General features: G+C 61.0%; 10 protein-coding genes. 7 read left to right on the top strand and 3 right to left on the bottom strand.

All coding sequences use genetic code 11. The annotated features are described in order from the left end of the window. The first annotated feature begins 7 nt into the window (after positions 1 to 7). Positions 8 to 1,828: an AMP-dependent synthetase/ligase gene (locus ACGYKA_RS18430; RefSeq protein WP_394414441.1), complete on the top strand. Its 1,821-nt coding sequence runs from the start codon at positions 8 to 10 to the stop codon at positions 1,826 to 1,828. Positions 1,829 to 1,831: 3 nt separating this feature from the next. Here ACGYKA_RS18430 and ACGYKA_RS18435 read toward each other — a convergent pair whose 3' ends face one another. Continuing rightward, positions 1,832 to 2,251: a DUF1489 family protein gene (locus tag ACGYKA_RS18435; RefSeq protein WP_394414438.1), complete on the bottom strand. Its 420-nt coding sequence runs from the start codon at positions 2,249 to 2,251 to the stop codon at positions 1,832 to 1,834. 167 nt (positions 2,252 to 2,418) lie between these two features. Here ACGYKA_RS18435 and ACGYKA_RS18440 point away from each other — a divergent pair, with 167 nt between their 5' ends. From ACGYKA_RS18440 to ACGYKA_RS18455, 4 genes are all read left to right on the top strand, one after another. Continuing rightward, positions 2,419 to 4,698 carry an adenosylcobalamin-dependent ribonucleoside-diphosphate reductase gene (locus ACGYKA_RS18440; RefSeq protein ID WP_394414435.1) on the top strand — a complete coding sequence of 760 codons (2,280 nt, stop codon included), beginning with the start codon at positions 2,419 to 2,421 and terminating at the stop codon, positions 4,696 to 4,698. A gap of 330 nt (positions 4,699 to 5,028) precedes the next feature. After that, on the top strand, positions 5,029 to 6,078 hold the full coding sequence (locus tag ACGYKA_RS18445) for an AAA family ATPase (RefSeq protein WP_394414432.1): 1,050 nt from the start codon (positions 5,029 to 5,031) through the stop codon (positions 6,076 to 6,078). 25 nt (positions 6,079 to 6,103) lie between these two features. Continuing rightward, positions 6,104 to 6,613: a DUF6634 family protein gene (locus ACGYKA_RS18450; protein ID WP_394414429.1), complete on the top strand. Its 510-nt coding sequence runs from the start codon at positions 6,104 to 6,106 to the stop codon at positions 6,611 to 6,613. Between the two features lies 1 nt (position 6,614). Further along, a complete protein-coding gene (locus ACGYKA_RS18455; RefSeq protein WP_394414427.1) occupies positions 6,615 to 6,866 on the top strand; it encodes a hypothetical protein in 252 nt (83 codons plus the stop codon). A gap of 555 nt (positions 6,867 to 7,421) precedes the next feature. Here ACGYKA_RS18455 and ACGYKA_RS18460 read toward each other — a convergent pair. Both ACGYKA_RS18460 and ACGYKA_RS18465 read right to left on the bottom strand, forming a co-directional pair. Further along, complete coding sequence (locus ACGYKA_RS18460; protein WP_394439556.1) at positions 7,422 to 8,675, bottom strand: glycerate kinase; 1,254 nt, start codon at positions 8,673 to 8,675, stop codon at positions 7,422 to 7,424. Positions 8,676 to 8,684: 9 nt separating this feature from the next. Next, positions 8,685 to 9,815, bottom strand: a complete 1,131-nt coding sequence (locus ACGYKA_RS18465) for a tartrate dehydrogenase (RefSeq protein ID WP_394415562.1) — start codon at positions 9,813 to 9,815, stop codon at positions 8,685 to 8,687. A gap of 113 nt (positions 9,816 to 9,928) precedes the next feature. On the opposite strand from ACGYKA_RS18465, the gene ACGYKA_RS18470 reads away from it, so the two are divergent. Together ACGYKA_RS18470 and ACGYKA_RS18475 are read left to right on the top strand one after the other, a co-directional pair. Beyond that, positions 9,929 to 10,843: a LysR substrate-binding domain-containing protein gene (locus ACGYKA_RS18470; protein WP_394415560.1), complete on the top strand. Its 915-nt coding sequence runs from the start codon at positions 9,929 to 9,931 to the stop codon at positions 10,841 to 10,843. 125 nt (positions 10,844 to 10,968) lie between these two features. Then, positions 10,969 to 11,319: a TAXI family TRAP transporter solute-binding subunit gene (locus ACGYKA_RS18475; RefSeq protein WP_394439560.1), complete on the top strand. Its 351-nt coding sequence runs from the start codon at positions 10,969 to 10,971 to the stop codon at positions 11,317 to 11,319. The last annotated feature ends 71 nt before the right edge of the window (positions 11,320 to 11,390 follow it).

An 11,390-nucleotide genomic window follows, 5' to 3' on the forward strand; every position in this document is an offset into this window, starting at 1 on the left:
GCCCGTGATGGCATTCGACGAGTTCAAGGGCGACTTCGCGCCGCTGGTGCGCATGGTGCACAACCATGCCAAGAACCGCCCCACCGGCGTGGCGATGCGGCAAAAGGAATTCGGGATCTGGAACGAGATCACCTGGGCCGGGCTGCAGGAGATCATGCAGGCCGCCGCCGCAGGCCTTGTCGATCTGGGTCTGAAGGCAGGCGATCACGTCGGCATCCTGAGCGAGAACCGCAGCGAATGGGTGCAGGCGCAATTCGGCATCAACGCGGCGGCGGGCGTGGTCGTGGGCATGTATCCCACCAGCCCGGCGGCGGAGCTGGAGCATCTGATCAACGCCTCGGACAGCACGGTGCTCTTCATTGAGGATCAGGAACAGCTCGACAAGATCAAGGAATTGGGCGACCGGGTGCCGCAGCTGCGCCAGTTGGTGATCTTCAACCCCAAGGGCACGCGGGGCGAGGACGTGCTGGGGCTAATCAGCTTCGATGAGCTTCTGGAACGGGGCCGGGCGCGGCTGGCGGATCTTGCCGATGATCTGCGTGCGCGGCAGGCGGGGATTGAGCCTGACGACACCGCCATGATGGTCTTCACCTCGGGCTCCACCGGGCTGCCCAAGGCGGCAGAGATTTCCTATGGCAACATCCACGCCGGCGTGGGCGTGGCGCGCGATGTTTTCGGGGCCTATCCGCCGGGGACGGACGTGCTGAGCTACCTGCCTCTGTGCCATATCGCGGAACAGGCGGTGACGGTGATTAACGGGCTGGCGCAGCAGTTTGTGATGAACTTCGGCGAGAGCCTTCGGACCATCACGCTCGACCTGCGGGAGGTCGCGCCGCAGGTGTTCTTCGGCGTGCCGCGGATCTGGGAAAAGATGCAGGCGGGCGTGCTGGTGCAGGCGCAGACCGCCGGGCGCATCAAGGGGCCGATGACGCTGATGGCGCTGAAGGGCGCGCAGCGGCGCGGCATGATCCGGCGCGACAAGTGGAGCGCCGGGGACCGGCTGGCCCATGCCTTCTGGGACGCGCTGATCTACCGCCATATCCGCAGCTATCTTGGTCTCGGGCGAACCACATTCGCGATCTCCGCCGCCGCGCCGATCAGCGCCGAGCTTCTGGGCTTCATTCGCGGCATCGGGGTCAATATCCGCGAGGCATGGGGCATGTCCGAGACCTCGGGCGTGGGCACGATCCAGCGCTCTTGGGGGCAATGCGACGGGCGCATCGGCTTTCCGGTCAGCGGGGTGCGCACCCGGATCGCCGAGGATGGCGAGGTGCTGTTCTCGGGCGGGACCATCTTCAAGGGCTATTACAAGAACTCCAAGGCCACCGCCGAGACGCTCCGCGACGGCTGGCTGCACACCGGCGACGTGGGCCGCGAGGAGGCCGACGGCTCGATCACGCTGATCGACCGCAAGAAGGACATCATGATCAACGCGGCGGGCAAGAACCTCGCGCCTGCGCATATCGAGAATGTCATCAAGGCCAGCCCCTTCATCAAGGAGGTCGTCGCCGTGGCCGACAAGCGGCCCTATGTGACGGCGCTGGTGCAGATCGACATGGACACCGTGCGGCTCTGGGCCGAGGGGCAGGGGATCGCCTATACCACTTTCCGCTCGCTTGCCGAGCACCCTAAGGTGCAGGAATTGATCGACGCGGAGGTGGCCAAGCAGAACCGCGATCTGGCGCGGGTCGAACAGGTCAAGAAGGTCTGGCTGATGCGCAAGGAGCTTGATCACGACGACGGCGAGGTGACCGCGACGATGAAGGTGCGCCGGGCCAAGGTCTACGAGCTTTACGGGGATCAGATCGAGGCGCTCTACGCCGACTGAGGCTCAGAGCACGCCGATCTCGGCCAGCGCGCGGTTCAATTCCACGGGCAGTTCCGCCTCGGCCTCGCGGCCCTCGGGCAGGTCGGGCGGCGCGTCCTCGGGCTTGAGGTAGCGCCAGCCTTGGAAGGCCCGGCGTAGGCTGTTCTGGGTGCGGATGATCTCGGGGTCCAGCACGATGGCGCAGCGGCGGATGCCGTCGGCGCGGGTGATCTCCTCCAGCCGGACGATGCGCTGGCGGGCCTGGATCACGCCCTTGATGACCCAGTAAATCGAGCCGCCGTTGAGAATCTCGGCCTCGCGCTTGGGCCACATGCGGGTCACATGGCGCGGCAGCCCGTCATGCGTGCGCACGTCCTTGCGCGCCTGCCATTTGGCAAGGCTTTCGACGCCTTCGGTGCCGACCGAAAGTTTTATCAGGTTCATTTTACCGGTCACATCGCCCCCCAGCGATTCCTTTGATCCACGCCATATAAGGTAGTTGGATTTCAATCACATGCAAATTCTTGTATGATGGAGGGTAATTTTCCGGTTTTCTCTCAGGCGGAGCCTAGCTAATAAGAGCCCCTGCCACTGACCTCAGGAGTTACCCCATGTCCCGCTTTACCGCCCCGATCGCCGAACAAATCTGGGATATGAAATACCGTTTTAAAGGGGCCGATGGCACCCCGAAGGACGTCACGGTGGAGGACACATGGCGCCGCATCGCCCGCGACCTCGCGCAGGTCGAATCGAAGGCGGACGTCTGGGAAGACAAGTTTTTCAACGCGCTGGAGGATTTTAAATACCTCCCCGCGGGCCGCATCACCGCAGGCGCCGGCACCGCGCGCCGCGTGACGCTGTTCAACTGCTTCGTCATGGGCACCGTGCCCGACAGCATGTCCGGCATCTTCGACATGTTGAAAGAGGCCGCGCTGACCATGCAGCAGGGCGGGGGAATCGGCTATGACTTCTCCACCATCCGCCCGCGCGGCGCGGATGTGTTGGGCGTCTCGGCGGATGCCTCCGGCCCGCTGTCCTTTATGGATGTCTGGGACGCCATGTGCCGCACCATCATGTCCGCAGGCTCCCGCCGCGGCGCGATGATGGCGACCATGCGTTGCGACCATCCGGATGTGGAGGATTTCATCGCCGCCAAGTCCGACCCCGCGCGTTTGCGCATGTTCAACATGTCCGTGCTGGTCACCGACCCCTTCATGGAGGCCGTGAAGGCCGACGGGTCTTGGGACCTCGTCTTTGGCGACAAGGTCTATAAAACCGTGCAGGCGCGCGATCTGTGGAACAAGATCATGCAGGCGACCTATGATTACGCCGAGCCGGGCGTGATCTTCATCGACCGCATCAACGCCGCCAACAACCTGAACTATTGCGAGACCATCGCCGCCACCAACCCCTGCGGTGAGCAGCCCCTGCCGCCCTATGGCGCCTGCCTTCTGGGCTCGATCAACCTTGCCCGTCTGGTTGCCCAGCCTTTCGAGGACGACGCCCATCTCGACCAAAACGCGATGAGCGAGTTGGTCGCCACCGCCGTTCGCATGATGGACAATGTGGTCGACGTGTCGAACTTCCCGCTGCCCGAACAGGCCGCCGAAGCGCAGAACAAGCGCCGCATCGGTCTGGGCGTCACCGGCCTTGCCGATGCGCTGTTGATGGTCGGCCTGCGCTACGGCTCTGACGAGGCGGCGGCGCAGACCGAGGCATGGCTCAAAGCCATCGCCCGCGCCTCCTATCTGGCGAGCGTGGACCTGGCGAAAGAGAAGGGGGCCTTCCCGCTCTTCGATGCCGAAAAGTTCCTCGCCTCCGGCACCATGCAGCAGATGGACGACGACGTGCGCGAGGCGATCCGCGAACATGGTATCCGCAACGCGCTTTTGACCTCCATCGCGCCCACCGGCACGATCAGCCTCTACGCGGGCAACGTGTCCTCGGGGATCGAGCCGGTCTTTGCCTATGCCTACACCCGCAAGGTGCTGCAAAAAGACGGCAGCCGGACCGAGGAAGAGGTCGTCGACTACGCCGTGCAGATGTGGCGCGAGCTGAAGGGTGACGCGCCACTGCCCGACTATTTCGTCAACGCCCAGACCCTGCCGCCCGCCGATCACGTCAAGATGCAGGCTGCGGCGCAGAAATGGATCGACAGTTCGATCTCCAAGACCATCAACTGCCCCGAGGACATCTCCTTCGATGCCTTTAAGGACGTCTACATGCAGGCGTGGGACACAGGCTGCAAAGGCTGCACCACCTATCGCCCCAACGATGTGACCGGTTCGGTTCTGAGCGTCTCTTCCGAGAAGAGCGACAAGGCCCCCGCCGACAGCCCCGATCAGGTCAGCGAAGGCGGCGAGATCGTCTATATGTCCGACCCGCTGGACCGCCCCGCCGAGTTGGAGGGCAACACCTATAAGGTCAAATGGCCCGACAGCGAGCACGCGCTCTACATCACCATCAACGACATCGTGCTGAACGGCCACCGCCGTCCCTTCGAGGTCTTCATCAACTCCAAGAACATGGAGCATTTTGCTTGGACCGTGGCGCTGACGCGCATGGTCTCGGCCGTGTTCCGCCGCGGCGGCGACGTGTCCTTCGTGGTGGAAGAGCTGAAAGCCGTCTTCGACCCGCGCGGCGGGGCTTGGATGCAGGGCAAATACATCCCCTCGATCCTCGCGGCCATCGGCGGCGTGATCGAGCGCCACATGATCGCCACCGGCTTCATCGCGGGAGAGGGCATGGGTCTGAAGACCGACCCGCAGGCGAAGGTCGTCGGCCTCGACGCCCCGCGCGGCAAGTCCTGCCCGTCTTGCGGTCAGTTCGACATGCGGATGGTCGAGGGCTGCATGACCTGCGGGAGCTGCGGGCATAGTAAGTGTGGCTGATTAAATGCGCCTTATGAAGTTGTGAAACCCAGCATAAAGTGTCCACTATCGGGTTTTTTTGACCACTCCGGCACGGATCAAATGACCATCGACAACCCGGGTTGTCGGTGGTTTCTTTTTTACTTCAATGACTTAATGCTGATTTGGCGATTTGCGCCTACTGACTTTGGCCTGGGCCCGCGGAGTGCCCTGATGCCATTGACCTAGGCGGTGCAATGTTCTCATAACGTTCTCAAGGATCCGGATCCTCTGACTGAAACCCTTGGCAGCCCCGCGCTGCCAAATGCTGGTCGCCAATCGAATGGCGGACCGGCTCAGAGAGGACTTCCAATGCCCCGAATACCGTTTGCCGATGTCAGGTTCCCTCCCGAAGACCTGCCAACTGAATTCGAGCTCAACACGCGCCTGAAACGTTTCCTGTGGCGGTACAGGGAGAACATGGAGAATCCTCCCGATGAATTGAGCGTGTCGGAAGAGGACCGGGCAAAGATAGAGCGCCGGACGCAAAAATATCTCCGCAAGGTCGTGAACCAATCCGGGTTGGCGCACCTCGACAGAAATGACCGTGCGCGGGTCGAGGTCTTCCGGAAGGGTACAATGCTTATGCCGGTCGAGACCGAACATCGCGCCGACGAGATCGCCAGCGCCATTCATACCGCCATGCCGTGGATGGCACCTGCCACCGATCTTCTTTGGCGGGACATGCGCGCTTCGGTCCGCAACGGCGATCCTGCGCCCCTTGTCCGACCGATGCTTCTCGTTGGTCCGCCAGGGATCGGGAAGAGCCACTGGGCGCGCCTGCTGGGGGGCCTACTCTCCGTTCCAACGACAATCATCGAAGCCACAGGGGAGCCCGCCTCGTTTGCTGTGACGGGGTCTCAGCGAGGCTGGGGATCGGCGAGCCCGGGTAAGGTTCTGGAAGGGATCATGGCGTCTCAAATAGCCAATCCTGTAATCGTGATTGACGAGATAGAGAAGGCTGGGGATGTGCAGTCATTGGGCGGTCAGCGGTTTTCTTTGACCGAGGGTCTTTTGCCGCTCCTTGAGAGGACTACCGCGCGCCACTGGTCATGTCCGTACTTCCGCATCGGCTTCGATATGTCTTGGATTACCTGGATCCTGACAGCCAATAGCCTGCGTGGTCTGTCAGCACCTTTCTTGAGTCGCTGTCCACCCACGGAACTGGCTGCCCTGACGCAAGAACACCTGATCGGATTTGCCGAACGGGAAGGAGCGCGTCGCGAACTTCCTCAGGATGCCGTTGATGCGGTCAAGGAGGTCATCGAGGCCATCCGGACCCCGCACCACGTCAGCCTGAGATCGGTCATTCGAATGCTGGATGCTGTCGAGCAGGCAATGAACCGCCCCGTGTTGCACTGAGAAGAATTATCGCGAGGGGATGGCAATGCCCCCCGACCTCCGTCGTTCATCAAACATGCCTTTTTCAATTTGGGAGTTCCTCGTGGACAAGAAACCTGCGCAGCCCCACTGGGCCAAAAAAATACGTTCCGCCATCAAAGCCGCCGATGGTGGCCCTTCCGAAACTAACCTCGCCGAGGCACCTGTGCTGAACTACTGGCGACCCCACGTATCTCGCCACGGCGCACCAATCCTTTGGGGCATGGTGTCGGGGCACCCGAGACTTGCGGGCGGTTGGATCATGACCTCACAGCTCGTCGCGGTTGACGCCTGCCGGGGTTGGGCACGCACGGCATCCCGGTGGTATGCGCTGGGTCGCCAATTCTCCGACTATGAGAGGTCCATAGCCAAGGGCCTCGGGATGAACGAGGCACCGTCCGGATTCGTGCAGATCGAAGTTCCTGGGTATCGGCCGCTCGATGACTTGTCGCTGCTTGATGAACTGTTGGGGGCCTGGCGAGAACGTATGGCGTTCCACGACAATGGGGAGGGATGACATGCGTGACGAGGATGGTCCCAAGTACTTCGATTTCGAAGAGCGGCAACGGCAGAAAGCGCGAGCTCGGCAACGAGACGAGGAGCGGCTGGAACGTGGGGAGATTTCCCGCGCCGAATTGCAGCGTGAGAACATGCCATTTCGGAAGCTCAGGCGCGACAAGGTTGCCATCTACAGGAACAAGAAGACTGGCGAGTTCGTATGGACGTCTTTCGAGCGGAAACGCGAGGCCGAAGATGGCAGTGAGGATTGACGTTGCACAACAGGGGCCGGCCGCAATTCGGCGTGTGACAGGCTTACGTTCTGGTGGTGTGACAGCGGGGACTTTGTGCCGGCAATCTCTCGCGCGGGGCGGCACCTTGGACATAGGATCGCGGGAGTAAGGTTTTATGTCTGGTCCCGACCGTGCAGGGAGCTTAAAAACTTACATTCGCCCTGTCGGTACGACGCGACCGGCCCAGAGCCGACATCCAGCCACGATTTACAATGCTGCAATGCGACCCAGCATTGCCGACATTCGCGTTGCGCGTAAATCTGGGCTGGTCTCAACCCCGGACGGGGCTGCGGTTCAGGTCAACTGGCAGATTTCCTGAGGAAATCGAGATATTCGGGGCTCTTCCGGACAAAAGCCCGTATCGCGGAAGCTGTCTTCTTCATGCAGTTCCCAATACCCATCCACTATCATTCGCGGTAGGCGCCCTATGACCCCAGCCCCAACCGGTCGTTTGTCGATCTTGTTTACCGGCATGTCCCCCCGGCTGTTGAAGTGACAAATAACTCAGCCGTTGATGGCTTCGAGCGCTCGCCGCTACGCCACCAGTATCGCCCGAAAGTCGTTCACGTTGGTTAAGGTCGGTCCAGTAACAACGAGTGCATCAAGCCGCTCGAATACCGTGAAGCTGTCATGGGCAGAGAGATGATCTCGGGGGCAAATTTTGCGTTGCGCGGCCCGGCGCAGGAAATCCGGGCCAATAATGGCGCCGGCCGCAGGCTCAGTGCCATCGATTCCGTCAGTATCGGCCGCGAGCGCGGTGATACGAGGATTGCCCTCCAGCGCTATAGCAAGAGAGAGTAGGAATTCCGTGTTCCGCCCGCCACGCCCTGGGGTATCCCCCCCAATCGTGACCGTAGTCTCACCGCCGGAGATTAGCACCGCAGGCGCTGCGGCCGGTGTCCCATTCTTGGCAACCGAAGCCGCAATACCGGACATCATGGTGCCGAGCTCGCGCGCCTCACCTTCCAATGCGTCGCCCAGAAGCACCGTGGTGACACCATAGGCTTCCGCGATGCGGGCGGCCGCTTGCAAGGAGGCTTGCGGCGTCGCGATGAAGCGAAAATCCGACTGCGTTTGCGGCAAAGAAAAAGGGGTCGCCAGTAGCTTTCGGGCACATTCTGGTAAGCCAGGGCCCAGCCGTTCAGCCAAATGCGATAGGTCGTTCTCGGCTGTAGGGTCCCCGACGGTGGGGCCGGAAGCGATGGCTGCGGGGTGGTCGCCAGGCACGTCCGAGATCGCGAGTGTTACGAGCCGCGCATCTTTCACTGCACGTGCAAGGCCGCCGCCGTTGATACGGGAAAGCCGCCGGCGCACGCAGTTCATTGCATTGATAGAAAGGCCGGAGGCAAGCAAAAGCCGGTTCACCTCGATAAGATCGTCCAGGGTGAGAGGCGGTTCAGGCATGGGCAAGAGTGCGGAGCCTCCGCCCGAGATCAAAGCGAGCACAAGATCGTTGGGACCGGCCTTGGCGGCAATCTTCATGATCTCATGTGCCGCGGCGGCTCCTGCGGCATCAGGCACCGGATGCGCGGCTTCGCGCACTTCTATGTGCTCGGTCGTAACAGTGTGGCCATAGCGGGTGACCACGAGACCCGACAGATCGACGTCAGGCCATGCCCGTTCCACCGCGCGCGCCATGGAGGCCGCAGATTTCCCGGCTCCGACAACAATGCAGCGGCCCTTAGGTTTCTCGGGAAGGTATTCGGCCAACACCTCGCGCGGATCGGCCGCCTTGATAGCTGCGTCCAGCATTTCGCGAAGCACACGTTCTGGGGCGCTCAGGCTCATTTCAACGGCTCAGATATTGTCGCCACGGATCGCTTCGCAGACAGCGTCGGTGACCTGTTGGGTCGTTGCGCTGCCGCCAACGTCAGGGGTCAGAACTCCATCGGCGCAAACCTTTTCTACCGCGCGCATCATGCGGGCAGCCGCCTCAGCTTCCCCAAGGTGCTCAAGCATCTGACTTGCGGTCCAGAAGGTCGCTACCGGGTTGGCGATGCCCTTGCCCGTGATGTCGAATGCCGAACCGTGGATCGGCTCAAACATCGAAGGGAAACGTCTCTGTGGGTCGATATTGCCCGTAGGAGCAACGCCGAGAGAGCCTGCCAGCGCCCCTGCCAGATCCGACAGGATATCGGCGTGAAGGTTTGTCGCCACGATAGTGTCGAGGCTCTTGGGATTCTTGACCATCCGCACGGTCATGGCGTCGACCAGCATCTTGTCCCAGCTTACGTCCGGGTAGTCTTCTGAGACCTCGGCTGCAATCTCGTCCCACATCACCATGCCGTGGCGTTGTGCGTTTGACTTGGTGACCACTGTGAGAAACTTGCGCGGGCGAGACTGGGCCAATTCGAAGGCATAGCGCATGATTCGTTCGACGCCGGTGCGGGTGAAAATTGAAACTTCCGTCGCCACCTCTTCGGGCATCCCGCGATGCGCGCGTCCGCCAACGCCAGAATATTCACCCTCAGAATTTTCGCGCACGATCACCCAATCGAGGTCGTCGGGTCCGACACCAGCCAGGGGTGAGGAGATACCGGGCAGAATCTTGGTGGGGCGCACGTTGGCGTATTGGTCAAAACCTTGGCAGATTGGCAGGCGTAGACCCCAGAGGGTAACGTGGTCAGGCACTTCCGGCGCTCCTACCGCGCCAAAGAAGATCGCGTCGAAATCCTTCAGTTGATCGCGCCCGTTTTCGGGCATCAGCGCTCCGGTCTTCTTGTAGCGGTCCGAGCCCCAGTCGAACTCGGTCACATCAAGCTTGAAACCGCCATCGCGGCGCGCGAGCGTTTCCAGCGCCTGTAGACCCGCGGCAATCACCTCGGGGCCGATTCCGTCAGCGGGGATCGAAGCAATCCGATAGATTTTCTGCTGTGGGCTTGTTTCGCGGGCTTGGTCTTTCGTGCCTTCCTCATGAACGGCCGTCATCGTCTTCCTCCTCGCGCGGAATGCTGTTTGTGGAGACGCTACTGGAATTGTGTTGGACAGCTCAATTCGAGGAAAATTATATACACATATGATATATAATATTGGAACCGATAATGAATGAGATGCAACTAAGATGCTTTCTGGCCGCGGCCGAAAAGCTCCATTTTGGGCATGCTGCGCAGGACTTGGGTATTCTCCCGGCGACTTTCGGCCGTCAGGTCAAGCACCTGGAAGACCGCTTAGGAGTAGAGCTCTTCCGGCGGACCACAAGAGATGTTGCTCTCACGGAAGCAGGCGAAGCGGTCGTCGAAGATGCCCGAACCGTGCTGGCTCAGATGGTCGCCTTTGAGGAAAAGGTGCGGGCCGTGCGCGCTTCCCGGACGCATGTCTTGCGCGTCGGAGCGATCGACAGCGCAGCCGCGGGACTACTCCCACAAATCCTGCCGCCGATGCGAGCGGCACACCCTGATCTCGAAATCCAGATAGTGGAGCAGAAGACGATTCATCTTCTGCCGAAGCTACTAAGCGGGAGCTTGGACATTGCCTTCTGCCGGCCCCCGGACGTTCGAGACAGTAGGCTTGTCTTTCGGACCCTGTTTCACGAAACTGCGGTCGTGGCCCTTCCGGCCAATCACCGTCTGGCCGGGAGAGCACAGATCGAGATTACCGATCTGGCGGATGAACCGCTGATCGTGCCAGACCGGCGCTCGCGTCCACATTCGCATGATCTCACGATTACGCTGTTCCTGAGGGCTGGACTAACGGCGCGCATCTCGCAGATCGCCGAGGAAAAGCAAACCATCGTAAACCTTGTCGCCTCAGGGAGCGGACTGGCGATCGTGCCGCGGTGGACGTCTCGACTGCGGGTGCAGGGCGTGCGTTTCCTTCCGCTTTGCGCACAGGATACCGCTCCGCAACCGAAGCTCATCCTCGCAGCGGCTTGGACGCGGAATACGCGTGATCCGGAACGCGACGCCCTGATGGATCAGCTTGAAACTCAACTGAATGAAATCGAAGCCTCAGCCTAAATTATATCAAAAATGAATATACTCCGTAGAGAATTGTCTCGTGAGGGTCATTTGCGTCACTTTTTCCGGGGAGGATGCGCCTTTGATAGGCCCGTCCGGGAGGATATCGTAGAGGAGGATCTCTCATGAAATTTACGGCATTTATCGCCGCAGCGGCCTGTGCCCTGGCTGTGCCAGCGGCTGCGCAAGATAAGGAAGGCTGGCCGAGCAGCATCACGATTGGAACCGGCAGCCAAGGCGGCACCTATTTTGGGTATGGTTCGGGTTTTGGCGCAATGATCAGTCAAGAGTTGGGCATAAACGCTGGCGCCGAAATCACTGGCGGTCCCGTGCAGAACGTGACCTTGGTCGAGACAGGCGAACACCAGCTTGGCTTCGTCACCCTCGGGCCAGCCGATGAGGCTCGGCGCGGTGAGAGCCAGCTGATGCCGGGCGTGCCGCACGAAAATGTCCGCGCGCTGTTCCCGATGTGTTGATTGTCACTGAGAACTGACCCGGTATTTTCACCGAGATTTGACCCACCCTCAGTTATGCGTCGTGGTTTATG

This window comes from Sulfitobacter sp. 1A15106 (assembly GCF_043556995.1).
In the GTDB taxonomy this organism is placed as follows: domain Bacteria; phylum Pseudomonadota; class Alphaproteobacteria; order Rhodobacterales; family Rhodobacteraceae; genus Sulfitobacter; species Sulfitobacter faviae.

Excerpts from the sequence above, each read along its gene's own strand:
- ACGYKA_RS18430 (WP_394414441.1), top strand. The coding sequence starts at position 8 with ATGGCATTCGACGAGTTCAAGGGCGACTTCGCGCCGCTGGTGCGCATG.
- ACGYKA_RS18435 (WP_394414438.1), bottom strand. The coding sequence starts at position 2,251 with ATGAACCTGATAAAACTTTCGGTCGGCACCGAAGGCGTCGAAAGCCTT.
- ACGYKA_RS18440 (WP_394414435.1), top strand. The coding sequence starts at position 2,419 with ATGTCCCGCTTTACCGCCCCGATCGCCGAACAAATCTGGGATATGAAA.
- ACGYKA_RS18445 (WP_394414432.1), top strand. The coding sequence starts at position 5,029 with ATGCCCCGAATACCGTTTGCCGATGTCAGGTTCCCTCCCGAAGACCTG.
- ACGYKA_RS18450 (WP_394414429.1), top strand. The coding sequence starts at position 6,104 with ATGCCCCCCGACCTCCGTCGTTCATCAAACATGCCTTTTTCAATTTGG.
- ACGYKA_RS18455 (WP_394414427.1), top strand. The coding sequence starts at position 6,615 with ATGCGTGACGAGGATGGTCCCAAGTACTTCGATTTCGAAGAGCGGCAA.
- ACGYKA_RS18460 (WP_394439556.1), bottom strand. The coding sequence starts at position 8,675 with ATGAGCCTGAGCGCCCCAGAACGTGTGCTTCGCGAAATGCTGGACGCA.
- ACGYKA_RS18465 (WP_394415562.1), bottom strand. The coding sequence starts at position 9,815 with ATGACGGCCGTTCATGAGGAAGGCACGAAAGACCAAGCCCGCGAAACA.
- ACGYKA_RS18470 (WP_394415560.1), top strand. The coding sequence starts at position 9,929 with ATGAATGAGATGCAACTAAGATGCTTTCTGGCCGCGGCCGAAAAGCTC.
- ACGYKA_RS18475 (WP_394439560.1), top strand. The coding sequence starts at position 10,969 with ATGAAATTTACGGCATTTATCGCCGCAGCGGCCTGTGCCCTGGCTGTG.